Origin of the sequence: Thermoactinomyces sp. CICC 23799 (assembly GCF_016055145.1) — a bacterium.
Lineage (GTDB): Bacteria > Bacillota > Bacilli > Thermoactinomycetales > Thermoactinomycetaceae > Thermoactinomyces > Thermoactinomyces intermedius.
In genome coordinates, this window is the sequence record NZ_JAECVV010000001.1 from 166,773 (window position 1) to 190,017 (window position 23,245).

Genomic DNA, 23,245 nt, shown 5'->3' on the forward strand with positions numbered 1-23,245 from the left:
CTGTTATTATTATATCATTGTTGCTCGCGGGGAGGGGCGGGATGTATGGAAGAAAAAGGAAAATATTTCGGGGATTCTTGGAAAGATTAGCAGGGAAAGAAGGATTATTGGTCGAATATTATAGAGATCAAAAATGCAGTTATGGTACCTTTGCATGATGAACAGGAGGAAGATCATTGGGTCACCGTGTTTTTGTCACAAGTTTGATCAGCCAACATTATATATCCAAATTAAAAGAGCATATGGAAGTGGAACTGAACCCGTTGAACCGGCAATTGACTCAGTCGGAAATCATGCAATTTGCCAAGGATAAAGATGCCCTTTTATGTACGGTGTCCGATGAAATCAATTCAGAGGTGATGGATGCTTGCCACCGGTTAAAGATCATCAGCAACTATGGGGTTGGATACAACAATATTGATGTGGAAAGAGCGACATCGTCCGGGATCATCGTTACGAACACGCCGGGTGTGTTGACCGATGCAACCGCGGATTTGACGTGGGCCCTGTTGCTTGATGTGGCCCGCCGGGTGTCGGAAGGAGACCGGTTGGTCCGGCGCGGGGAATGGAAAGGATGGGAACCCGGGTTTTTATTGGGGACGGAGGTGACCGGAAAAAACCTGGGAATCATCGGAATGGGGAGAATCGGCCAAGCCGTGGCATACCGGGCGCGGGCTTTTCATATGAATGTGATCTATCACTCCCGCACACGCTTGTCTTCTGAAGAAGAGCAAAAGCTGGGGGTCCGGTGGAGTTCATTGAACGAGCTGTTGGAAGAAGCTGATTTTGTTTCGCTGCACGCCCCTTACACCCCGGAAACGCATCACTTGATCGGGCGACAGGCGCTGAAAAAAATGAAGAAAAGTGCGTGTCTCATTAATACCGCACGGGGCCCGTTGGTGGATGAACTGTCATTGGCCGAGGCTTTGCGAAATCAAGAAATTGCCGGAGCGGCACTGGATGTTTATGAAAGGGAACCGGAAGTTCCGGCAGAGCTCAAAGAAATGGAAAACGTGGTGCTGGCTCCCCATATGGGAAGTGCCACCGTTGAAACGAGGGAAGCGATGGCCCGCTTGGCCGTGGAAAACTTGATCTGCTTCTTGAAAGGAGAGCGTCCGCCGCATGTTGTCAACACCCGCGCCTGGGAAAAGCTTTACGGGTAATTTTGACAAGGTGGTGGCTGAAAGAAAAAAGTTTGGTTCTTTACTTGGAGGAAGAAATAAAATGTGTTAATATATTCCTCAGTTTAATTTCGAGGTTTGATGGTTGGTTTCAGGCCAATGTTGTTCAGCGTTGAATTACGAGGTGAAATCGCTTACAACCACCGTTTGACGGGATTGAAACTTCATAAAATGCTTGTGAAAAGAGAATGGGATCAGCAGACTGGCGGCGGATCGCCGGGAGCACAAGCAACGAGAAGAGCTTGTGTTGCATTAAAGGAGGATGAGTTAGTATGTCGCAAAATAAAGAAGTTTATTTGACAGAAGAAGGACTCGAGAAGGTAAAAGAAGAGCTGGAATACTTACGAACGGAAAAGCGCCAACAAGTCGCCCAACGGTTAAAAGAAGCCATTGCCCAAGGGGACCTGAGCGAAAACTCTGAATATGACGCAGCCAAAGAAGAGCAAGCTTTTGTGGAGTCCCGTATCATTACGCTTGAGAACATGATCCGCAACGCAAAAATCATCGATGCGGCCAATCAGGATAAAAACGTGGTGAACGTGGGAAGCAAAGTGACGATTGAAGAACAGCCGGACGGGGAACGCGAGACTTATACGATCGTGGGAAGCGCCGAATCCGACCCCGCTTCGTTCAAAATTTCCAATGAATCCCCGATCGGGAAAGAATTAATCGGCAAAAAAGTGGGCGAAATCGTCAACGTTTCCACTCCGTCCGGAACCATTCAGTTTAAAATCATTGAAATTGAATAAAAGGATGCATAACATAAATAACAGGGAAGCGGTCATGCCGCTTCCCTGTTATTTATTAATGATATGTGGCTTTACACTGCGCAGGAATGCTTCGATTTTGGCGATATCACCCAGACCCACATTGTATTTTCTCAACGAACTGTTTAAATGTTTGATGGCGATTTCGTATTCTTCCGAGGTGATGTTCAAACCGGTATGGGCTTCTCTTAATGTTGCTTTGTCATAGAGCGGGGTCCCGCTGATGGCATAGCTCATGAAGTTGGTGATTTGTTTCTGCCGCAATTCTTCGATGTTGACGCCGATAAAATGATGGTTGACCCGGTCATCCTGCATCATCCGGTTAAAAAATTCCGCAATCACTGCTGTAATGGCCTGCTCTCCGCCCAAGCGTTCATAGAGAGTGCTTTTGGTACTTCTTAGCATAAAACATCCTCCGTTCGTAGGGGGGAAGAGTAAAAATTGACAAAAAATTTCATCGAATATATTTCCAGTGAAGCAATCCGTGCGATTAAACAAGATACATATAGGAAAAAATGGAATAAATTTGCCGATTGGTTTCATAAGAAAAGTTTATTCGATTTTGAATGGGAGTGCAAATAAAAATAAAATCTAAAAAAGCCCCATGAAAATGCATGGGGCTTTCTGAGCGGACCCGGTTACTTGGTGTGTTCGGCTTCCTCCGGTCCGGCTTGGCTGTACGCTTCCTGAATGGCACTCATGACCTTCCGGGTGGATTCATCCTCAAAAAACTCGGATGCAAATTCGGTTTGTTCCTGATCTCGCCGGGCTTTTGGCTTTTTCATTTTGTCTTGTTTCATTTGTTCTTCTTTCATTTGCTCACCTCCATATGGTAACAGATAATCTTAACCTGTCATTTTCAACGGATTTTATTCGGGGATCCTGATTTCAACCGATGGAATTGCAGGAAACAGGAGATTGCATTATTATTGTTAAAAGATTATGTGTGAATTTTTTTATTAAGGAGAGAGGACGCGCGTGGAATCATTTCAGGAAGGATTCTCATCATTTATCACGGGATTTTCGATCATATTGTTGATTGCAGTAGTGATTTGGATGATTGGTCTGGTTGTTTTGTTGTTTCGTGAGTTATTTTCACCGACCCGGTTGGATCTGCGTGGTTATCTGTATAAAGTGTGGCGTATGTTGATTGTGAGCGTGGAGTGCACCATCTATGGCACCGTGGTCATCGCGCCCGTCATGATGTACGTGACAGAAGAATATTTGCGGTACGGGATGATTACGGTCGCTGCCGTCATTTTGACCGTCATCAGTTTATATATCCGCAGACAAACTGGAGGATGGGGCCGGTCCGGGATGTTCCGGATCCGCCGGCATAAATAAACCGATTGGGATCACCGATCGGTTTATTTCCTATATCTGCATTTCCCTTTACTTTCACAAGCCATTGAGTGATAATAAAAGGAAAACTTATTTTTGGTACGGATGTGAGAGGTATGCCGATCGATGCATTAATCGATATTGCTGAGTCGTATTTATCGAAAGAAGATGTGATGTGCCTGAAGGCGGCTTACGAATTTGCCGCCAAAGCGCATGAGGGACAAACCCGGAAATCCGGTGAGCCTTATATTCATCATCCGGTGGAAGTTGCCATCATCTTGGCGGAGCTGAAGATGGATTTAACGACACTGATCGCCGCCCTGCTGCATGATGTGGTGGAAGACACCAGTGTCACCTTGGAAGAAGTGGAAGAAAAATTCGGGCCTGCTGTCGGAAAACTGGTGGATGGTTTGACCAAGTTGCGCAAACGCATGAAATTCAAGTCGAATCAGGAGCACCAAGCGGAAAACCACCGGAAGATGTTTGTGGCCATGGCCAAAGACATTCGCGTGATTCTGATCAAGTTGGCAGACCGTCTCCATAACATGAGAACGTTAAAATACATGCCCGAAAAGAAACAAAGGGAAAAGTCCAGGGAAACGCTGGAAATTTACGCCCCGCTTGCTCACCGGCTCGGAATTTCCAAGATCAAATGGGAATTGGAGGACACCGCCCTCCGTTATCTGAACCCGCAACAATATTACCGGATCGTTCATCTGATGAAGAAAAAAAGGGCGGAACGCGAACAATATCTGGATGAAATCATTTCGACGTTGTCCGAACGCCTGGAAGGTTCGGATGTCCCGGTGCTGGATATTTCCGGGCGCCCGAAGCATATTTACAGCATTTATCGCAAGATGGTGACGCAAAACAAAGAATTTAATGAGATCTATGATTTGATGGCGGTCAGGGTCATCGTCAACACGGTTCGGGATTGTTACACGGTGTTGGGAATCATTCATACGATCTGGAAACCGATGCCCGGCCGTTTCAAAGATTACATTGCCATGCCGAAAGCCAATATGTATCAATCGTTGCACACGACGGTGATTGGTCCCAAAGGAGAGCCGATCGAGGTGCAAATCCGCACCATGAAAATGCATCGGACGGCTGAATACGGGATTGCGGCCCATTGGGCATATAAAGAAGGAAGCACCATTGAAAACAGCAAATTTGAAGAAAAGCTCAAATGGTTCCGTGAAATGATGGAGCTTCAGCAAGAAACGAAAGATGCGCTGGAGTTTGTGGAAAGCCTGAAGGTGGATTGGTTCTCGGATTCGGTTTTTGTGTTTACCCCCAAAGGGGATGTGATTGAGTTGCCACAAGGCTCCGTCCCGCTCGATTTTGCCTACCGGATTCATACGGATATCGGCAATATGTGCATCGGGGCAAAGGTGAATGGAAAGATTGTCCCCCTGGATTATCAGCTTCACACGGGAGACATTGTCGAGATCCTTACTTCCAAGCACAGTTACGGCCCCAGCCAGGATTGGCTCAAAATTGTCAAATCCTCCAATGCACGGAATAAAATTCGCAGCTGGTTCAAAAAGCAAAGACGGGAAGAAAGCATTGTCAAAGGCCGCGAAATGGTGGAAGCGCTTTTGAAAAAACATGACTTTAAAGTGAGCGAAGTATTGACCAATGAACGCATTCAAGAAGTGACCCGGAAATTTAACTTTCAGGATCCGGATGATTTGTTTGCGGCCGTCGGATACGGGGGGATTACCACTGCACAGGTTGTCAACCGGTTAACAGACGGTCTCAAAGAGGAAGAACAACCGGTCGTCCTGCCGGACGTGAAAACGATGCGCCACCGAAACCACAAAGCGGATCAGGGAGTCCGGGTCAAAGGCGTCGACAATCTGCTCATCCGCTTGTCCCGGTGTTGCAATCCCGTTCCCGGGGACGATATTGCCGGATATGTGACACAAGGGCGCGGGGTCACGGTTCACCGGGCGGATTGCCCCAATTTGAATAATGTCCCGAAAGAGCGGAGAATCGAAGTGGAGTGGGACAGCCAAACTTCCCAGCATTATCAGGTCGATATCGAGGTTTCCGGATTTGACCGGCAAGGCTTGTTGAATGAAGTGCTCCAGGTCATCAGCGACACCCAGACCAGTTTGTCGGCCGTCAGTGCCAAAGGGGACCGGCGCGGCATCGCTTCCATCCACATCCGGGTGGGAATTCAAAACATCAATCACTTGAAATCCGTGGTGGAACGGGTCAAGGGAGTTCGCGACATTTACAGCGTTCGTCGGATTATTCAATGATAGCAAAGGACGGTGTCAGGCATGAAGGTGGTTTTGCAGCGGGTGAAAAATGCCCGTGTGACCGTGGATGGGGAAGTGACGGGAGCCATTGATCACGGGCTCCTTCTCCTTGTCGGTTTTAAAGAAGGGGACACGGAAGAGGATTTGCGCTACTTGGCCGACAAGGCGGTTCATCTCCGGATTTTTGAGGACGAAAGCGGGAAAATGAATCATTCGTTGCTGGATGTGAAGGGTGCCATACTTTCGGTTTCCCAGTTTACATTGTACGGGGACTGCCGGAAGGGCCGGCGCCCCAATTTCATGCGTTCGGCCAAACCGGAAGTGGCGGAACCGTTGTACCGGCGTTTTAATGAAATTTTGAGAAGTTACGGTGTTCCGGTCGAAACCGGCATATTTGGCGCGATGATGGAAGTTTCTTTCACCAATGACGGGCCGGTCACTTTTATTTTGGAGAGCAAAGAAGCATCCTAAAAGAGACAGATATGTTATAATACCCGCTGAGTAATCAGTCAGATAAAAAAGGAGGATACATAGTGTCCAACGTGGATCAATTAGCTGTAAACACCATTCGTATGTTGTCGATTGATCAGATTGAAGAAGCAAATTCAGGACATCCGGGATTGCCGATGGGAGCGGCCCCGATGGCCTACGAACTCTGGGCAAAATATATGAAACACAATCCGAAAAACCCGAAATGGTTCAACCGCGACCGGTTTGTGTTGTCTGCCGGTCACGGCAGTGCCTTGCTGTACAGTCTCCTGCATTTGTTCGGATATCCGCTTTCCATCGATGATCTGAAAAACTTCCGTCAGTGGGGAAGCTTAACGCCCGGCCATCCGGAAGCCAATTACACCCCCGGTGTGGAAGCGACCACAGGTCCGCTCGGGCAAGGGATTTCCACTGCGGTCGGGATGGCGATGGCGGAAGCCCATTTGGCCGCGCGTTTCAACCGTGACGGTTTGAATGTCGTGGACCATTACACCTATGTGTTGTGCAGTGACGGCGATTTGATGGAAGGGGTTTCGGCAGAAGCCGCATCGCTGGCCGGACACTTGCGTTTGGGCAAGTTGATCGCCCTGTATGACTCCAACGATATTTCCCTGGATGGAGAATTGGCCCACGCCTTTACTGAAAGTGTGAAAAAACGCTATGAATCTTATGGCTGGCATTATCTCCTGGTGGAAGACGGAAATGATCTGGATGCCATCGGCAAAGCGATTGAAGAAGCACAAAAAGTGACCGACCGTCCGACTTTGATTGAAGTGCGCACGATCATCGGGTATGGAAGCCCCAACCGTGCCGGTACTTCCGAAGTCCACGGAAAACCGCTCGGCAAAGATGAAGTGGAAGCGGTGAAAAAAGAATATGGCTGGCCTTATGAAGAACCGTTTACGGTTCCGGCGGAAGTGCGGCAATACTTTGATGATCTCGCTTCCAAACTGAGTGAATCGGAAGCGGCATGGCAAGACTTGTTGAAACAGTATGAAGTCAAACACCCGGAACTGGCGCGGGAGTTCCACCGGGTGATGAGAGGGGAACTGCCGGCCGATTGGGAACAACAATTGCCGAAATTCACCACTGAAGACAAGCCGCTTGCCACCCGGGCCGCCTCCGGTCAAACGTTGCAGGCCCTGGCCAAAGCGGTTCCGGAATTGATCGGCGGATCAGCTGACTTGGCTTCGTCCAATAATACCATGATGAAAGAAGAGGGCGTGTTCCATGCCGAAGATTACTCGGGAAGAAACATTTGGTTTGGTGTGCGCGAACATGCCATGGGTGCGGCGTTAAATGGAATGCTGCTCCACGGCGGGGTTCGTGCGTATGGCGGAACCTTCCTGGTCTTTTCCGATTATTTGCGTCCGTCTATCCGACTTGCCGCTTTGTCCAAACTGCCTGTTGTTTATGTCTTTACGCATGACAGCATTGCAGTCGGGGAAGACGGGCCGACACACGAACCGGTGGAACATGTTCCGTCTTTGCGTTTGATTCCGGGACTCAAGGTAATCCGTCCGGCGGATGCGAATGAAACCGTTGCCGCCTGGGCTTATGCATTGAGCCAAAAAGAACATCCCGTTGCGCTTGTTTTGACGCGGCAAGGATTGCCGGTTCTGGAAGGAACGGTGGGCAAAGACCGCACTGTCATTGAAAGAGGGGCTTATGTTCTGTCCGAAGCCCAAGGGGGAAAACCGGATGGCATTATCCTGGCCACCGGTTCTGAAGTGAGCCTGGCGGTTGAGGCACAACAAAAACTGGCTGAAAAAGGAATCCATGTCCGGGTTGTCAGCATGCCATGCCGGGAGTTGTTTGACGCACAGCCTGAGGATTACCGTGAATCGGTGTTGCCTTCCAACATCAAGGCACGCCTTGCGGTGGAAGCCGCTCATCCGATGGGATGGGATGCTTATGTCGGCGACAACGGCGCGGTGATCGGCATCGATCGTTTCGGGGCATCGGCTCCGGGGTCCCGGGTGATGAAAGAGTATGGTTTCCATGTGGATAATGTGGTCTCGCATATGGAAAAGCTGTTGCGGGGCTGAACAAAAAATCCCTGTCACTGTCGTAAGTGGCAGGGATTTTTTTTGGAAACGTGTCCTTATTCGATGGCCATTTTGGCGGTGGCAATGGCAACCAGGATCCAGCCGATAATGAAGCAGACACCGCCAATCGGTGTAATCATGCCGAATTTGCTTACATTGGTCAAGACCAGCGTATACAAACTTCCGGAAAAGATGACGATGCCGGCAAACAAGAGCCAACCGCCGATGCTCATGAGCGATGAAGCTTGGCCTGCTTTACTCATCAACAGGCCGACGGCAATCAATGCAAGGGCATGAATGATATGATAATGAGCGCCTGTTTCCCAGGTTTGAAGCATTTTATCCGTTACCCTGGGGGCTAGTCCGTGAGCGCCAAAAGCCCCGATGGCCACCGCAAGAGCCATGTTGATGCTTCCCAGGATGACGAACACTTTCATGATGATCCCTCCTGTCCATCATTACCATACCATGATTCATGAATTCATCACACAGTGCAAAAGAAAAAAGATTGATCTTTTTCTTGACAAAAGCTATCTCCCTCATTAAAATCTTTAGATAAATCAACTTGAAATGGATATTCGCACGATGATGGGAAAAGTAGCTGTCTGGCGAGCAACCAGAGAGGGGAATCCTGAGGCTGGAAGATTTCCTTTGTGACGGGGCAGTGAAAGACACCCGGAGTATCTAACCGAACGCCAATGTTGGCCAGTAGACTTAGACGTAACTCGGCGATAACGAGTGTGAAAGCGGGAAACTCATTGTTTCCAATTAGGGTGGCACCACGGGAATCGTTAAACCAATCTCTCGTCCCTGACAATAAGTCAGTGGCGGGAGATTTTTTAATTTGTGAATACGGAAGACGGGTGTTTAGGAGGGAATGCGTTCATGAAATATCAAGCATCGCCGAAATACTTTGTTCCGCGCGGAACGGACGATCTTCTGCCGGGCGAAGTGGAGAAATGGCAATGGATGGAAGAGACGGCGCGCAAGATTTGCCGCCTGTACGGTTTTCGCGAAATCCGCACCCCTTTGTTTGAACATACGGAGATTTATCAACGCGGGGTGGGGGAAGCGACCGATATCGTTGAAAAAGAAATGTACAGTTTTCATGACCGCGGCGAGCGAGCGTTAACGCTTCGTCCGGAAGGAACGGCCGGAGTGGTCCGGTCTTTTGTGGAGAAAAAAGTGTTTGCCGATCCGCAACCGACGAAATGGTATTATATCGGGCCGATGTTCCGGTATGAAAATCCCCAGGCCGGAAGAAGACGCCAGTTTCACCAGTTCGGGGTGGAAGTGTTCGGAAGCGCGGATCCGGCGTTGGACGCGGAAGTGATTGCACTCGGGATGCATTTTTATCAAGCGTTGGGATTAGAAGATGTCCGGGTTGAAATCAACAGCGTGGGCGATCAGGAAACGCGGGAACGTTACCGGAAGCGCCTGATCGATTATTTTGAACCGGTCAAAGATTCCTTGTCAAAAGAAGCCAGGGAACGTTTGTACAAAAACCCTCTGCGCATTCTGGACAGCAAAGATCCGAAGACCAAAGAGATTGCGATGGAGGCGCCGTCGATTTTGGACGATCTGAGTGAGCCGGCCCGGCAGCATTTTGAGCAAGTCAAGTCGTATCTGGATGCTTTGGAAATCCCGTATGTGATCAATGACCGCCTGGTGCGGGGACTGGATTATTACACCCACACCGCTTTTGAGTTCATGGTGGATGTTGCGGGGGCCCAAGCAGGGACCATCGGCGGAGGCGGCCGCTATAACGGCCTGGTGGAAGAATTCGGCGGGCCGGAAATGCCCGGTTTTGGTTTTGGCATCGGGCTGGAACGGGTGCTGTTGGCTTTGGAGGAGCAGAAGGTGGAAATTCCCGTCCAAAAAGGCATCGATTGTTATTTGATCACCATCGGGGAGAAAGCAAAAACAGCCGGTGTGAAATGGCTGAAGGCATTGAGGGAAGCCGGGATTGCCGCCGATCAGGATTATTTGGGCCGGAAAATGAAGGCGCAATTCAAAGCAGCGGACCGGAGCCATGCCCGCTTTGCCGCCATCTTGGGTGAAGACGAGCTGGAGCAAGGAAAAATCAACGTCAAACATTTGGGCTCCGGAGAACAGGAAACGATTGAGCTTGAACAGTTGATTCCATATATCAAAGCAAACATCAGGAGGAGATAAGCGTGGAACAGGTTTATCGTACCCATTATGTTTCCGAATGCACCAAAGAACTGGCCGGAAAAACGATTGTGTTAAATGGATGGGTGCAAAAGCGCCGGGACCTGGGCGGTCTCATTTTTATCGACTTGCGTGATCGCACCGGGCTGGTGCAGGTGGTGTTTAATCCGGAAATTTCCGCAGAAGCGGCGGCGGTTGCCGATCAAATCCGGAGCGAGTATGTCTTGGCGGTGCGCGGGGAAGTGGTTGAACGCGATCCGGAAAATGTCAACCCCAACATGGAAACCGGGGAAATCGAGTTGCTCGCAAAAGAGGTGCACGTGTTTAATGCCGCCAAAACCCCGCCTTTCATGATTACCGATGATGAAGAAGTGGATGAAGCCATCCGCTTAAAATACCGTTATCTGGATCTCCGCCGTCCGGGCATGCAGACCACCATGCAAATCCGCCACAAAGCCATGCAAGTGGTCCGCCGCTTTTTGGACCGGAACCACTTTATGGAATTGGAGACCCCGATGCTCACTCGAAGCACACCGGAAGGAGCACGTGATTATTTGGTGCCGAGCCGTCTGCACGAAGGGGAATTTTATGCCCTTCCCCAATCGCCTCAATTGTTTAAACAGTTGTTCATGGTGGCGGGCATGGACCGGTATTTCCAATTTGCCCGTTGTTTCCGGGATGAGGACTTGCGTGCCGACCGGCAACCGGAATTTACCCAGATCGACATTGAAGCTTCTTTCTTGCCGGCCGAAGAACTGCAGTCGATGATGGAGCAAATGATGGCCGAATTGTTCCAGGAGACTATCGGGGTCAAGGTGGAAACCCCTTTCCCGCGTCTGACTTATCAGGAAGCCATGGAACGCTACGGATCGGATAAACCGGATTTGCGTTTCGGCATGGAGCTGAACGATCTGTCGGAAGCCTTGAAAAACACTTCTTTCCAAGTCTTTGCCAAAACCATCCAAAACGGCGGGCAAGTCAAAGCGATTTGTGCCAAAGGGTGTGCCGGCTGGAGCCGGAAAGAAATCGACGGTTGGAGTGCCAAGGCACAGGAGCTGGGGGCGAAAGGATTGGCGTGGCTGGCCTTGAAAGAGTCCGGTGTGAAAGGATCGGTGGCCAAGTTTTTAACAGAGGAAGAGATTTCCCGGATTCAGGAAATCACCGGTGCCGAAACGGGAGATTTGTTGTTCTTTGTTGCGGACCAGCCTGCTGTGGTGGCTCATGTGCTGGGGCAATTGCGGTTGCTGCTGGGGCAGGAGCTGGGCTTGATTGACCCGGATGTTTACCGGTTCGCCTGGGTTGTCGATTTCCCGCTGCTTGAGTATTCGGAGGAAGACAGACGCTATTATGCGATGCATCATCCGTTCACGATGCCGGTGGAAGAAGACATCGATCTGTTGGAAACCGACCCGGGCAAAGTTCGGGCCAAAGCTTATGACATGGTGTTAAACGGTTATGAAATCGGCGGGGGAAGCCAACGGATTTACCAACGGGAAATTCAGGAAAAAATGTTTAAAGCGTTGGGCATCACCGAAGAAGAAAGCCAAGAAAAATTCGGCTTTTTGCTGAGAGCTTTTGAGTACGGGGCTCCGCCGCACGGAGGAATCGCCTTCGGGTTTGACCGGATTGTCATGTTGCTGGCCAAACGGAGCAATCTCAGGGAATGCATCGCCTTCCCGAAAACCGCGCAAGCCAGTTGCTTGTTGACCGAAGCGCCTTCTCCGGTCGAAGAAAGCCAGTTGGATGAACTGCACATCCAAATCAAGCCAAAGAAGAAGGCTGAAGACGTTCTGGCTTGATGCACCTTTAAATTTTTGGTAATATAGAAGCAACGAAACGAGTCCTGCGATGTACGTGTCCGCCGGGATGTTTTGAGCCAACACCCATGAAAAGGGAGTCTGCGTCATCCATGCTAGGGGAAGCCACGAAAAGTGAGTGGACCTTCGAACATGGATGCAGGACACCCACCTGCGAGAGAGCAGGTTCAAAACTAACGGAGCACGGCATAACGGGACTCTTTTTTATTATGTGTGGAATGACAGAGGAAGGCGAAAAACATGATTATTGGTGTGGATATCGACAATACCATCAAAGATACTCACCGTGCCGCTGTGGAAATTTACAACCGGAAATTGAATCAACAAGTCAAAGTGGAAGATGTGCAAGACTTCTATTTGGATAAAGCGTATGGTTTGACACCGAAAGAAGGGCAAAAACTGTGGCGTTCGCTGGAAGAAGAAATTTACCAGCTGGGTGTCCCGTTAAATCATGCTGTGGAAGTGTTAAATGATCTGGCTGACCAAGGACACCAGATTTATTTTATTACCGCGCGGCCCGATCTGAAAAATATTGAAAGCGTTACCAGGAAGTGGCTGAAAGAACACGGCTTTCCTTATAACGGAAAAAATCTGATCATGAATTCGCAAGATAAAGGAAAAGTTGCCAAGGAACTGGGAGTGGAGCTGTTTTTCGAAGATGCTCCCGATCATTTGGAAAAGCTGGTGAAAAGCCAGGTGCCCACGGTGATCGTCGATGCCGTCTACAATCGCGACTTTCCGGTGCCTTTAAAACGGATTACCAACTGGCGACAAGTGTATTCATTGGTTGAAGAAATGGAACGTTCCAAACAGAAAAAGGACACTGATCAACCGTAAAGCACCCCGCCGATGCTTTGCGGCTTTTGTTTTTTCTAAAAAATACAAACCGCCCCTTGGAAAGGAGCGGTCTCCCGTTTATTGCACCGGTGCCTGCGGGGAAGAGGCCATTATGTCATTGGCCGGTTGGTAAGATTGGATCATTTGTTGCATGACGTCCGACGGGAGCTGAGGCACCTGATAGTATCCTTTTTTGTTTTGATACAGGAAGATTTCATACGCCATCTCCAGGCAGTTGGCCACGCTGTCTTGAACGACGCGGCGTACCACGGGGTTGGTGATTTCGCAAGCGGCTCTTGCTTTCTCGGCGGCAGAAGTTTTCATCAGTCCCATCATTTGTTGGGAAATGTGTTCGTTGTTCCATTCATTGGCGGATTGGATCGGTTTCTTCGGCGTACCGGCTTCCATGCCGTAAATCACGTTGTTTCCTTGCTTCATTTCATACTTGCCGGTGGGTTGTTGAGGCGGGGTTCCAGTGGAGAAACATTCAAGCAATGTATTATATTCTTGTGTCATGAATTCATGTTGCCGCCGGATGATATCGCGGAGTTCCTGGCAAGTGCATTGCTGTTCCAACATGGTATATTGGTTCAATGTGTTGATACCAAAAGATAAAAGTTCATGCACATCCATCATTTCATGAGCGCCATGGTTCAGTGAAGGGGGAACCGAAGGGTTCATGGTTTGATTTTCCTGTTGATGTTGAAATTGATTCATAATTTCTTCCTCCTTTCTGAGTCAACATTAGGTAATATGACCAAATAGATAAATGATACTCTTGTTTGTTTCAGTAAATCGTTGGTAAAGCGAAGGGGTCATTTAAATAACGTCGAAGTTTTCATATTTATGATCTCAATTCTCTACATAAGGAGGATTTATCATTGAAAATCAGAGTGGTTACACGGAAGGTGTCAGGATCAACCTTGCCGCCGCTTCCTTCCTCCAGAAAAAAACAACGCATTCCCAACAAGCTGGTGTGGACGTGTGTGATTTTGCTGGCTGTGGGAATGGGTGCCGGACGTTTGATGGATAATGAAGAACAAAGAGAGGCTGTCCACGGGTTGTCTGCAGAAAGGGTCGTGGTGCGGCATGTTCCTGAAATTCCCGAGATTACCCGGACGTTCCACGCACCGGAGCCCGTGGCTCAAGCATCGCAAGAAGTTTCCGATGTGAAAACTTTTGAGGCTGACATGCATGAGGAAAAAAACCGGGAAGTGGAAAAAACCCCCGAATCGGTTCAGAAGCCAAAGGTGAATCCGGTCGACAAAGATGAACCGGAAACTACGAGTCCGGACCCCAAAGAAGAAGAAAGATCCGTTGAACCTTGGCAAGCTGATCGTGTTTATCAACCGGGAGATTATGTCCGTTATGAAGACCGGGTTTATGTGGCGGAAAGGGAGAATCAAGGAATCCCGCCGGAAACCGGGTTATTCGGAGATGAGAGAAATCCTTGGAAACAGGTGGAACAATAGTGATTTTTTCCATGAAGGAATCACTTTTGTAAGAATTTGAAATCATCATCTTGACAGAAATTCAATCATTTTGTATGAATTAGATGACTTGGAATCTTTACATAACAATGAACAATATCTGGAAAAAAGGAGCCGGAGAATGAAGATCAAACATTTTGGGATCATGATGCTCGTGATCGCGGTGATTTATGCCTTGGTTGAAATTTTGACCGATGATGGCGGAATTAACTTTTTTGTGCCCCTTGCTTTGGCATTGGCCGGGATCGCTGCCCTGAAACGAAAAGACCGGGAAGAAAAAATATTTAAAAAGAAAGAAAACTGACGGGGAAAGATAGAATCAGGTACGAAAGCCGTACCTGATTTTTATTTTTTGGATTCCCCGGGCGTTTCCTTCATCCAGTTCATAAACAGTTGCAATTTTTTCTCATAACCGTGAGTTGTCGGATGGTAAAAGGTTTTTCCGCGATGTTCTGCCGGTAAATAATCTTGCCGCACATAACCGCGGGGATAGTCGTGCGGATACAAATATCCTTTTCCTCTGCCTTGTTCTTTGGCGCCGTGAAAGTGTGCATCGCGCAAATGCGGGGGAACGGATCCGTCTTTTTCGTTTTCAACGGCTTGCATGGCTTCTTGAATTCCTCTCACCACGGCATTGCTTTTCGGGGCGGTGGCGATGTAAATCACCGCTTGCGCCATGGGGATTTGCGCTTCAGGCAGGCCCACCAAGTCCACCGCGTGCGCAGCGGCTGAAGCGATCAACAGTGCGCGCGGATCGGCCATTCCGACATCTTCGGCTGCATGGATCAAAATCCGGCGGGCGATGAAACGGGGATCCTCCCCGGCCTTTAACATTTTTGCCAGGTAATAAAGCGCGGCATCCGGATCCGAACCGCGCATGCTTTTAATAAAGGCGGAAATGGTATCATAATGGTTGTCGCCGCTTTTGTCGTAACGCACCACTTTTTTCTGGATCGATTCTTCGGCAATATCCAGCGTGATGTGGCGGACGCCGTCTTGGTCAGGGGGAGTGGTCATAACCGCGAGTTCCAACGCGTTTAAAGCGTTGCGGCTGTCCCCGCCGGCCACGCGGACGAAATGCTGAAGCGCCTCTTCATCCAACCGGATGTTTTCCTTGCCGTATCCCCGCTCCGGGTCCTGTAAAGCTTGCAGCAGAATTTGCCGGATTTCAGAATCCTTCAGTGGTTCCAACATAAACATGCGGGAACGGGAAAGCAGCGCGGCATTCACTTCAAATGACGGGTTTTCGGTCGTTGCGCCGATCAGGATGATGGTTCCGTTCTCCACGTGCGGGAGCAGGGCATCCTGCTGGGAGCGGTTGAAGCGGTGGATTTCGTCTATGAAGAGGACGGAACGGCGGCCGTGCATGGTTAACCGTTCTTTGGCTTCAGAGATGACTTGGCGTATATCTTTGACACCGGCGGTCACTGCATTCAGTTGTTCAAAGTAAGCTTGTGTGTGGTTGGCGATTACATGCGCCAGGGTTGTTTTCCCCGTGCCGGGCGGCCCGTAAAGAATTATGGAAGAAAGTCGATCGGCTTCGATCATCCTCCGGAGCAGTTTTCCCGGTCCGATGATATGTTGTTGTCCGATCACTTCATCGATGTGACGGGGACGCATCCGGGCTGCAAGCGGTTCACTTTCCTTTTTGGTTTGTTGGTATCCGTATTCAAACAAGTCCATAGGGTTCCGCCTTTCTCAGATCAATCATCTACGTTTTATTTTTATGATAAATTCAGGAAAAGTAAAGGGATACAGAACTTTTCCAAGCGGAATGTAACAAAAAGTACAGGAAAAAAGATTGCTAAAAGAGAATGAAGCTATGATACACTGACAATGAACTGTCGGTCCATATGCCTTGCGATCGGCACACGGGCATCGGAAATTTTTGAAACGGCATATGAAAACCATCAAATGTTTGATTAAGTAAGTTAAAGGAGTGGCAATCTTGAAAATTTCAACCAAGGGTCGATATGGTTTAACCATTATGATGGATCTGGCCAAACGGTTTGGACAAGGGCCGGTTCCTTTAAAGAGCGTGGCCGAACGCCACGGGTTGTCGGAACATTATCTGGAACAGCTGATCGCCCCGCTGCGGAATGCCGGACTGGTGCGGAGTGTACGCGGAGCTTACGGCGGATATAAACTGGCAAAAGATCCTGAAGAAATCACTGCCGGGGACATCATCCGGGTTTTGGAAGGCCCCATCAACCTGGTGGAATACACCGAAGAAGATGATCCCGCCAGACGGAACTTGTGGAAACGTGTCCGGGATGCCATTGTCAAAGAGTTGGACAGCACCACACTGGCCTCATTGATCAATGATTCCGATGACGGAAATCATGACGGTTATATGTTTTATATCTGAAGAAACTTTTAAAACGAAGCGAAAAGGCGTATCTTTTTATTATAGATTTTTTAAGAGTTCAGCAGGTAAGGTGAAAATCAATGCCCATTTATTTAGACCATGCAGCGACAACGCCGATACATCCGAAAGTGAAAGAAGCCATGTTGCCTTTTTTGGATCATGCGTTTGGAAACCCCTCCAGTATCCATCAATACGGCCGGGAAGTGAGAAGCGCGCTGGATCGGGCACGTGACCAAATCGCTCAAAGCCTGAATGCCGACAGCAGCAGGATTGTCTTTACCAGCGGCGGAACCGAAGCCGATAACCTGGCCTTGTTCGGGGTCATGGAGGCGGAACGCAAAAAAGGCAGAAATCATTTGATCACATCCCAGATTGAACACCATGCAGTTTTGGATACATGCCATTATTTGGAACGGAACGGGTTTGAAGTCACTTATCTCCCGGTCAATTCCAAAGGGCTTGTGGACTTGGAGGCTTTGAAAGAGGCGGCCCGGCCGGAGACGGCACTTGTTTCCATCATGTATGGAAACAATGAAGTGGGCACCCTTCAGCCTGTCCGGGAAATCGGCGAATGGGCCCGGGAACGGGGGATTTTTTTTCATACAGATGCGGTACAGGCATTCGGGGTGGAAGAAATTGATGTAAAAACATTGCCCGTGGATTTGGTCACCATCTCCAGCCATAAGATCAATGGTCCCAAAGGGGCGGGGGCCCTTTATATCGCACCGGAGGTTCCGCTGATTCCCCGCTTTTTTGGAGGTGCCCAGGAGAGAAGGCGCCGTGCCGGAACGGAAAACGTTTTGGGAATCGTCGGATTTGGAAAAGCAGCGGAAATCGCCAGCCAAAAACGCGCAGAACACCGGGCGAAAATGGACGGGTTGCGGAAACTCTTTTTGAAAGAGCTGGAAAAACACGGGACGCGTCACGTGATCAACGGCGATACCGACCAGAGCCTTCCCCATATTTGTAATGTCAGTTTTCCCGGTACGGATTCTGAAACGTTACTGATGAATTTTGATTTGGAAGGCATCGCATGTGCGAGCGGTTCGGCATGTACGTCCGGAACGCTGGAAGTGTCGCATGTCTTAAAAGCGATGAATTTACCGGATGACGTGACAAAATCGGCCATCCGTTTCAGTTTTGGCTGGGAAAATACCGAAGAAGAAGTGAGACAGGCGGCGCAAATCACGGCGTCGGTTGTAAAGCGGTTGACTTCGGTGTGAAAACCGGCAATAGCAGGAATGAACAAGGGTGGAAATCGAAACAAATGGAAAAAGAAAGGGAGGGAGACCATTGAATTTGCATGCCCTTGATCAAATGGAAGATTGGGAAAAGGAATTGGACAACATTGACTGGAAAACCATGCTTGCCGACATTGACCGTGCATTGATGGATAATTTGGCCGCCGAGTTGGGTTTTCCTTCCTATCAACGTTTGGAACAAGCTTCGGAGCGGGTGGTGGATGACTTTTACGTCGCCCACCTTTCCGACGGCCGGTGGGTATGGTGGAATCCGACCACGTATGCCAAAGAAGATCCGTTGTATTTTGAGAATAAACAACAAATTATGGAGTTTATTGCCAAAATATTAAAGTTGGAAAAAAAACATTTAAAACGCTTGGAACAGGGACTGGATCAAGTGGTGCAAACCAAGCGCTGCCGTTGTTGCGAACACGAATATAATCCGTTTGACCCGTCCCGCATCGATTGGGATGCGGAGCAGGAGCAAGCGGAATTTTGCTCCCCCGAATGTGCGATGGAATACGTGATGGATGAAATGAAAGAAGATTTTACGGGATAATTCGTAAAAGCGACCTCAGATATTTGTTTGAGGTCCTTTTCTTTAAGGCATGAATCAGGGTGAGTGTCATGAATACACAGTTGGAGCTGTTTCAAGAAAGCTATGTCAAAGGCGTGTTCAAACAGGAAATTTTTTATAACGAGGAAACCGGATATGGCGTGTTTATCTTGAAGGTGACGGATGCCTCCGAAGAAGTGGAGGAAGAGGAGATCACCGTGGTCGGCAACATGTTGCGCCCGTATCAGGAAGAAGTCTACTGTTGCTACGGAGAGTGGAGAAACCATCCCAAGTTTGGCCGGCAATGGCATGCCCATCGCGTGCAAAAAGAGATTCCGCGCTCCAGAGACGCCATCATCCGTTATCTTTCCAGCGGGCTGTTCACCGGCGTGGGGCAAAAGACGGCAGAAAAAATCGTTGATTTTTTGGGGACGGAGGCACTTGACAAAATTGCAAACGATCCCCGTTGCTTGGAGGAAATCAAAGGGATTTCGGCCGCAAAAGCCCGGAAAATTGCGGAGCAGCTTCATGAACATCAGGGACTGGAGCAGGCGTTGGTTTATTTGTACCAATTCGGAATCGGCCCGGCCCTGGCCCTGCGGATCGTACAAACTTATAAACATGAGACCATTTCCATTCTGAAAGAAAATCCCTACCGGATGATTGAAGAAATTGACGGAATCGGGTTCCGGCGGGCCGATGAAATTGCCAAAGCACAAGGGCTCAGCGAAGATGCGCCGGAGCGTTTTCAAGCCGCGTTGCTGTATGTGATCAAGGAAGCTTCCTTGTCCCGGGGACATGTTTACGTCACTTGGGAACAGTTGAACGAAGCAGTCAATGATTTGTTGGGGGAAGAGGCGGTCCGCTGGTTTCCGGAAGAGAAGCGGACGCTTTATGTTGAGCACCTGTTGGATGATGACCGGTTGATTGTTGAAGACGGTCGCTATTATTTGCCTTCGTTGTATTATGCGGAATACGGGCTGGCCATGCGCGTCAAGCAATTGCTGGAGGAGCCGTTTGAGCCGGAATACTCGGTGGCGGACATTTACGGAAAAATCGGGGAGATTGAAGAAGAGTTGTCAGTCAGTTATGCGGAGAAGCAGAGAGATGCCTTGATCATGGCGATGTCGTCTTCCTTGATGATCTTGACCGGCGGGCCGGGAACGGGGAAGACCACCGTGATTCAGGGGATTTGTCAGCTGTTCTCCCGCCTGAACGAAATTTCCATTAATCCCGATGATTACAAAGGAACGGAAAAGCCGTTTCCCATCCGGCTGGTTGCGCCCACCGGACGGGCCGCCAAGCGGATGTCTGAAACCACGGGGCTTCCGGCCATGACCATTCACCGGTTGTTGGGATGGAAAGGAGAATTTTTTGAGCATCATGCTGATCATCCGATTGAAGGAAGTTTGCTGATTGTGGATGAGGTTTCGATGCTTGACATCTGGCTGGCCAATTCGCTTTTTCGGGCCATTCCGAAGGGAATGCAGGTGATTTTGGTCGGGGATCAGGACCAGCTTCCTTCCGTGGGACCCGGACAGGTTTTGCACCATCTCTTGCAGGTGAAAGAGATTCCCCGTGCCGAGTTGACGGAAATTTTCCGGCAACAGGAAGGTTCTTCGATCATTGAGCTGGCGCATGCCGTGAAAAACGGTGAAGTTCCGGATGATTTGTTGTTGCCCCGGCCCGACCGCCGTTTTTTTTCGTGCAAAAAAGAACAAGTGTTGTCTGTCATTGTGCAAACGGTCGTCAATGCCGTCAAAAAAGGGTACACGTTGTTTGACATTCAGGTGCTGGCCCCGATTTACAAAGGCCCCGTCGGGGTGAACCGCATCAACGAAGAGATTCAAGCCGTTTTAAATCCCCCGGGCGAGCAAAAAAAGGAAATTGCTTGGGGAGACACGGTTTTCCGGTTGGGCGACAAAGTGTTGCAACTGGTCAATCACACGGAACATCCGGTTTATAACGGAGACATGGGCATTATCACTGCCATTGACGAAAAGGCCTCCGGGGATCAGCCGGTGTTGTGGGTGCGGTACGACCGGCTGGAAGTCCCTTATAAAAAGACGCAATTGGGTCAAATTTCCCTGGCCTATGCCTGTTCCGTCCATAAGGCGCAAGGATCCGAATTTCCCATTGTGGTGTTTCCGGTATTATTTGCTTTTCGCCGGATGCTGGAGCGGAATTTAATTTACACGGGGATTACCCGGAGCAAATCGTATCTGATCATGTGCGGGGAAAGGGAAGCCTTGGTCGAGGGGTTGAAAAACCAACGGGGCGAGGAGCGAAACAGCCGGCTTCAGGACTTGATCGAGGAAGACTGGTAACAAGTCCCCCGCATTTCCACCGGTGATCCGCCAATACTAAGGGTAGCGGGGGAGGCTGATATCCTTGCGCAAATCCCAGGAAGTGATCGGGCTTTCCATCATCCATCTTGAAACAGGCAAGAAGTTGGGAACCGTCTGTGATCTTCTGTTTGATGATCAGCAGCAGTTCAGGGGTATTTTGACGGAAGACGGCGGCTTGTTCAAAAGGCGCAAGTTTATTCCGACGGACCATATCGTCTCCATCGGAAAAGATGCCGTCGTCGTGGACAACGAGCATCCATTTTCCGCCAACTTGAAAAACAAGAATTGGATGAGCATTTGTTCGGGGGACAAGAAATTAAAAGGACGCACCATTTTAACCAGCAGCGGATATGAAATGGGTTCGGTGGAAAATGTCTATTTTCTGGAAGAAATGGGAACGCTGATAGGGTACGAACTCTCTGACGGCATCTTGAATGACATTCGGGACGGCAGAAAGTGGTTGAAAACAAATAAACCGCTGATTTGGGGAGAAGACGTGCTGATTGCTCCCGCCGACCAAATCGAAGTCAAAGATGCCAAGTCTTAGAAGGAAGGAAATCAGTATGCTTCGTTGTCCGAATTGTAATTCTCACGACCTGGGAAAAGTGGGAACCAATCAGCTGTATTGCTGGCACTGCTTTGTGGAAATCACCACGGAAGAAGATCAAATCACTTCGGTGTATCAAGTGGAAGAAGACGGAACCCTGACTTCCCTCAATGACCTGTTTTTGGAGGAAAGCTCTCACCTTTCGTATTTGGACTGACCTCACCCACAAGGAGGGAGCTTCATCATGCGCCGGACACTCTACACCCTTATCGCAGGCGGATTGATTTTATTCAGCTTCAGACGGATGATGCAAATGCGGCAAAGAAGCAGGATACAGTACTATTTGCAGTCCATGATGCGTGCCATGCAAAAAAACAGATGGCTGCGCAAAATCATGATGGAAGGGCTGATGAAAGGGCTTCGTCGCTTCCAAATCGCAAGATAACCAAACCCCGCGAAAATCCCCGGGCTTCTTCAAACCCGGGGATTTTTTGCTTCTCATAAAATGAGACAGGATTTCGTATCTTATAAGTAAGATGTGTTTCGGGAGGTGCCGTCCGTGGAGCAATGGAAAATGCCGCAATATTTGTATCGTGCTCTTTTTGTCCTTGTTCTGCTCGGCATCTTGTATTTTCTCATGCAACTCGGACCGTGGATATCGGGGGTTTTTCAATTTTTAAAGGCGGTTTTCGGCCCTTTTTTCATTGCCATGATCATTTCCTATTTATTGAATCCGGTGGTCAATCTGTTGAGCCAGAAGTTTCTGCCGCGCAGTCTGGCGGTGTTATTCATATACAGTTTGTTTATCCTGTGCCTCGTTATTTTGGCGATGAACACCATTCCGCTTTTGCAGCAACAATTCAAAGAGTTGGCTGAACATCTTCCGGAATGGAACGGGCGGATCCAGCTCATGATCAAAGAATACAACGATCACAGCAAAGAGTTGTTGCCGTTTGGGGTCAAAGAAGGCATCGAGCAGGCTTTGTCAAAATTGGAGCACAAGATGACCGGTTATGTGGGCAACATGATGAGCGGGATCGGCAGTACCATCAACCAGCTGTTTCTCGTTTTGATCATTCCGTTTTTGGCTTTTTACATGCTAAAGGACATTCAATCCATTGAGCGGACATTGCTCACTTTGTTGCCCAAAAAACAGCGCAAGCCGATTCTCCGTTTGTTGCGGGATGTGGACGAAGCGCTGGGCAATTACATCCGCGGGCAGTTTCTGGTTTGCGTGGTTGTCGGGGTGCTGGCATATATCGGTTATCTCATTGTGGGGTTGCCTTATGCGCTTTTGATGGCGGCTTTGGTTGCCGTCTTTAATGTCATTCCGTATCTGGGGCCCATCTTTGGCCTCATTCCGTCATTGTTTGTGGCATTGACCGTTTCTCCCAAAACGGCCGTCGGCGTTGTGATCGTCAATCTCCTTGTCCAGATGCTGGAAGGGAATGTAATTTCTCCCCAGATTGTCGGGCGAAGCCTGCACATGCATCCACTCTTTATCATCCTGGCCTTGTTGGTCGGAGGGGAAATCGGGGGGATTTTGGGATTGCTTTTGGCTGTTCCCGTTTTTGCGATGGCAAAAGTGACGGCGGAGCATATCTTGCAACATTTTATTGAACGAAGGGTTTGAAACCAGGCCAAACAGATTGTATAATAAAAAAACCAAAGAGCATCCGAATATGTGAAACATGATGAAGGAACCGAGTGGATTGAATCCCCGCCAGAGAGAAAAGCCCGCGGGCTGAGAGGCTTTTCCGGAACCGATCGATC

Annotated in this window: 24 protein-coding genes and 1 other RNA gene; 20 read left to right on the plus strand and 5 right to left on the minus strand. The window is 49.1% G+C overall.

Annotated features, from left to right (window positions below):
- The first annotated feature begins 176 nt into the window (after positions 1-176).
- Together I8U21_RS00950 and greA are read left to right on the plus strand one after the other, a co-directional pair.
- Positions 177-1,163, plus strand: coding sequence for a 2-hydroxyacid dehydrogenase (locus I8U21_RS00950; RefSeq protein WP_232337422.1), 987 nt, complete (start codon positions 177-179; stop codon positions 1,161-1,163).
- 290 nt (positions 1,164-1,453) lie between these two features.
- Positions 1,454-1,930 (plus strand): transcription elongation factor GreA, encoded by a 477-nt coding sequence (gene greA / locus I8U21_RS00955; protein ID WP_181731048.1) that lies wholly within the window; start codon positions 1,454-1,456, stop codon positions 1,928-1,930.
- Between the two features lie 48 nt (positions 1,931-1,978).
- On the opposite strand, the gene I8U21_RS00960 is transcribed toward greA, so the two are convergent.
- Together I8U21_RS00960 and I8U21_RS00965 are read right to left on the minus strand one after the other, a co-directional pair.
- Positions 1,979-2,353 (minus strand): group I truncated hemoglobin, encoded by a 375-nt coding sequence (locus I8U21_RS00960; protein ID WP_181731047.1) that lies wholly within the window; start codon positions 2,351-2,353, stop codon positions 1,979-1,981.
- 233 nt (positions 2,354-2,586) lie between these two features.
- Positions 2,587-2,763, minus strand: a complete 177-nt coding sequence (locus tag I8U21_RS00965) for a hypothetical protein (RefSeq protein ID WP_181731046.1) — start codon at positions 2,761-2,763, stop codon at positions 2,587-2,589.
- Positions 2,764-2,926: 163 nt separating this feature from the next.
- Between I8U21_RS00965 and I8U21_RS00970 the strand changes: the two genes are divergently transcribed.
- The 4 genes from I8U21_RS00970 to tkt all read left to right on the plus strand — a co-directional run bounded on the left by I8U21_RS00970 (position 2,927) and on the right by tkt (position 8,096).
- Entirely contained in the window at positions 2,927-3,292 is a 366-nt protein-coding gene (locus I8U21_RS00970; protein WP_181731045.1) for a hypothetical protein, read from the plus strand.
- Positions 3,293-3,405: 113 nt separating this feature from the next.
- On the plus strand, positions 3,406-5,559 hold the full coding sequence (locus tag I8U21_RS00975; protein ID WP_198053051.1) for a RelA/SpoT family protein: 2,154 nt from the start codon (positions 3,406-3,408) through the stop codon (positions 5,557-5,559).
- A gap of 21 nt (positions 5,560-5,580) precedes the next feature.
- Entirely contained in the window at positions 5,581-6,030 is a 450-nt protein-coding gene (gene dtd, locus I8U21_RS00980) for a D-aminoacyl-tRNA deacylase (protein WP_181731043.1), read from the plus strand.
- 59 nt (positions 6,031-6,089) lie between these two features.
- Positions 6,090-8,096: a transketolase gene (tkt, locus tag I8U21_RS00985; protein ID WP_181731226.1), complete on the plus strand. Its 2,007-nt coding sequence runs from the start codon at positions 6,090-6,092 to the stop codon at positions 8,094-8,096.
- A gap of 56 nt (positions 8,097-8,152) precedes the next feature.
- Here the strand turns inward: tkt and I8U21_RS00990 are convergent, their stop codons facing one another.
- Positions 8,153-8,533, minus strand: a complete 381-nt coding sequence (locus tag I8U21_RS00990; RefSeq protein ID WP_181731042.1) for a DUF423 domain-containing protein — start codon at positions 8,531-8,533, stop codon at positions 8,153-8,155.
- A 448-nt stretch (positions 8,534-8,981) separates the two neighbouring features.
- On the opposite strand from I8U21_RS00990, the gene hisS reads away from it, so the two are divergent.
- The 4 genes from hisS (at position 8,982) to I8U21_RS01010 (ending at position 12,922) form a co-directional block, all read left to right on the plus strand.
- Complete coding sequence (hisS, locus tag I8U21_RS00995) at positions 8,982-10,271, plus strand: histidine--tRNA ligase (protein WP_181731041.1); 1,290 nt, start codon at positions 8,982-8,984, stop codon at positions 10,269-10,271.
- Positions 10,272-10,273: 2 nt separating this feature from the next.
- Positions 10,274-12,067: an aspartate--tRNA ligase gene (gene aspS, locus I8U21_RS01000; protein WP_181731040.1), complete on the plus strand. Its 1,794-nt coding sequence runs from the start codon at positions 10,274-10,276 to the stop codon at positions 12,065-12,067.
- 38 nt (positions 12,068-12,105) lie between these two features.
- Positions 12,106-12,287, plus strand: a non-coding RNA gene (ssrS, locus tag I8U21_RS01005) — 6S RNA.
- A gap of 38 nt (positions 12,288-12,325) precedes the next feature.
- Positions 12,326-12,922 (plus strand): 5' nucleotidase, NT5C type, encoded by a 597-nt coding sequence (locus I8U21_RS01010; protein ID WP_198053052.1) that lies wholly within the window; start codon positions 12,326-12,328, stop codon positions 12,920-12,922.
- Between the two features lie 78 nt (positions 12,923-13,000).
- Here I8U21_RS01010 and I8U21_RS01015 read toward each other — a convergent pair whose 3' ends face one another.
- Entirely contained in the window at positions 13,001-13,639 is a 639-nt protein-coding gene (locus I8U21_RS01015) for a spore coat protein (RefSeq protein ID WP_181731038.1), read from the minus strand.
- Positions 13,640-13,803: 164 nt separating this feature from the next.
- On the opposite strand from I8U21_RS01015, the gene I8U21_RS01020 reads away from it, so the two are divergent.
- Both I8U21_RS01020 and I8U21_RS01025 read left to right on the plus strand, forming a co-directional pair.
- Entirely contained in the window at positions 13,804-14,394 is a 591-nt protein-coding gene (locus tag I8U21_RS01020; RefSeq protein ID WP_181731037.1) for a hypothetical protein, read from the plus strand.
- Between the two features lie 139 nt (positions 14,395-14,533).
- Positions 14,534-14,716, plus strand: a complete 183-nt coding sequence (locus tag I8U21_RS01025) for a hypothetical protein (RefSeq protein WP_181731036.1) — start codon at positions 14,534-14,536, stop codon at positions 14,714-14,716.
- Between the two features lie 41 nt (positions 14,717-14,757).
- On the opposite strand, the gene I8U21_RS01030 is transcribed toward I8U21_RS01025, so the two are convergent.
- On the minus strand, positions 14,758-16,095 hold the full coding sequence (locus tag I8U21_RS01030) for an AAA family ATPase (protein WP_181731035.1): 1,338 nt from the start codon (positions 16,093-16,095) through the stop codon (positions 14,758-14,760).
- A 265-nt stretch (positions 16,096-16,360) separates the two neighbouring features.
- Here I8U21_RS01030 and cymR point away from each other — a divergent pair, with 265 nt between their 5' ends.
- The 8 genes from cymR (at position 16,361) to I8U21_RS01070 (ending at position 23,105) form a co-directional block, all read left to right on the plus strand.
- A complete protein-coding gene (cymR, locus tag I8U21_RS01035; RefSeq protein WP_037993270.1) occupies positions 16,361-16,780 on the plus strand; it encodes a cysteine metabolism transcriptional regulator CymR in 420 nt (139 codons plus the stop codon).
- A gap of 80 nt (positions 16,781-16,860) precedes the next feature.
- Positions 16,861-18,003: a cysteine desulfurase family protein gene (locus I8U21_RS01040; protein ID WP_198053053.1), complete on the plus strand. Its 1,143-nt coding sequence runs from the start codon at positions 16,861-16,863 to the stop codon at positions 18,001-18,003.
- Positions 18,004-18,073: 70 nt separating this feature from the next.
- A complete protein-coding gene (locus I8U21_RS01045; RefSeq protein WP_181731033.1) occupies positions 18,074-18,580 on the plus strand; it encodes a hypothetical protein in 507 nt (168 codons plus the stop codon).
- Between the two features lie 68 nt (positions 18,581-18,648).
- Entirely contained in the window at positions 18,649-20,904 is a 2,256-nt protein-coding gene (recD2, locus tag I8U21_RS01050; RefSeq protein WP_198053054.1) for an SF1B family DNA helicase RecD2, read from the plus strand.
- A 64-nt stretch (positions 20,905-20,968) separates the two neighbouring features.
- Positions 20,969-21,472, plus strand: coding sequence for a PRC-barrel domain-containing protein (locus tag I8U21_RS01055; protein ID WP_181731031.1), 504 nt, complete (start codon positions 20,969-20,971; stop codon positions 21,470-21,472).
- A gap of 16 nt (positions 21,473-21,488) precedes the next feature.
- Positions 21,489-21,689, plus strand: a complete 201-nt coding sequence (locus I8U21_RS01060) for a hypothetical protein (protein ID WP_037993262.1) — start codon at positions 21,489-21,491, stop codon at positions 21,687-21,689.
- Positions 21,690-21,716: 27 nt separating this feature from the next.
- Complete coding sequence (locus I8U21_RS01065; protein WP_181731030.1) at positions 21,717-21,917, plus strand: hypothetical protein; 201 nt, start codon at positions 21,717-21,719, stop codon at positions 21,915-21,917.
- A 114-nt stretch (positions 21,918-22,031) separates the two neighbouring features.
- Positions 22,032-23,105, plus strand: coding sequence for an AI-2E family transporter (locus I8U21_RS01070; RefSeq protein ID WP_309544803.1), 1,074 nt, complete (start codon positions 22,032-22,034; stop codon positions 23,103-23,105).
- Positions 23,106-23,245: the final 140 nt, after the last annotated feature.

Coding starts and splice junctions, on each gene's coding strand:
- greA (WP_181731048.1), top strand. CDS start 1,454: ATGTCGCAAAATAAAGAAGTTTATTTGACAGAAGAAGGACTCGAGAAG.
- I8U21_RS00960 (WP_181731047.1), bottom strand. CDS start 2,353: ATGCTAAGAAGTACCAAAAGCACTCTCTATGAACGCTTGGGCGGAGAG.
- I8U21_RS00965 (WP_181731046.1), bottom strand. CDS start 2,763: ATGAAAGAAGAACAAATGAAACAAGACAAAATGAAAAAGCCAAAAGCC.
- I8U21_RS00975 (WP_198053051.1), top strand. CDS start 3,406: ATGCCGATCGATGCATTAATCGATATTGCTGAGTCGTATTTATCGAAA.
- dtd (WP_181731043.1), top strand. CDS start 5,581: ATGAAGGTGGTTTTGCAGCGGGTGAAAAATGCCCGTGTGACCGTGGAT.
- I8U21_RS00990 (WP_181731042.1), bottom strand. CDS start 8,533: ATGAAAGTGTTCGTCATCCTGGGAAGCATCAACATGGCTCTTGCGGTG.
- hisS (WP_181731041.1), top strand. CDS start 8,982: ATGAAATATCAAGCATCGCCGAAATACTTTGTTCCGCGCGGAACGGAC.
- I8U21_RS01010 (WP_198053052.1), top strand. CDS start 12,326: ATGATTATTGGTGTGGATATCGACAATACCATCAAAGATACTCACCGT.
- I8U21_RS01015 (WP_181731038.1), bottom strand. CDS start 13,639: ATGAATCAATTTCAACATCAACAGGAAAATCAAACCATGAACCCTTCG.
- I8U21_RS01025 (WP_181731036.1), top strand. CDS start 14,534: ATGAAGATCAAACATTTTGGGATCATGATGCTCGTGATCGCGGTGATT.
- I8U21_RS01030 (WP_181731035.1), bottom strand. CDS start 16,095: ATGGACTTGTTTGAATACGGATACCAACAAACCAAAAAGGAAAGTGAA.
- I8U21_RS01040 (WP_198053053.1), top strand. CDS start 16,861: ATGCCCATTTATTTAGACCATGCAGCGACAACGCCGATACATCCGAAA.
- recD2 (WP_198053054.1), top strand. CDS start 18,649: ATGAATACACAGTTGGAGCTGTTTCAAGAAAGCTATGTCAAAGGCGTG.
- I8U21_RS01060 (WP_037993262.1), top strand. CDS start 21,489: ATGCTTCGTTGTCCGAATTGTAATTCTCACGACCTGGGAAAAGTGGGA.
- I8U21_RS01065 (WP_181731030.1), top strand. CDS start 21,717: ATGCGCCGGACACTCTACACCCTTATCGCAGGCGGATTGATTTTATTC.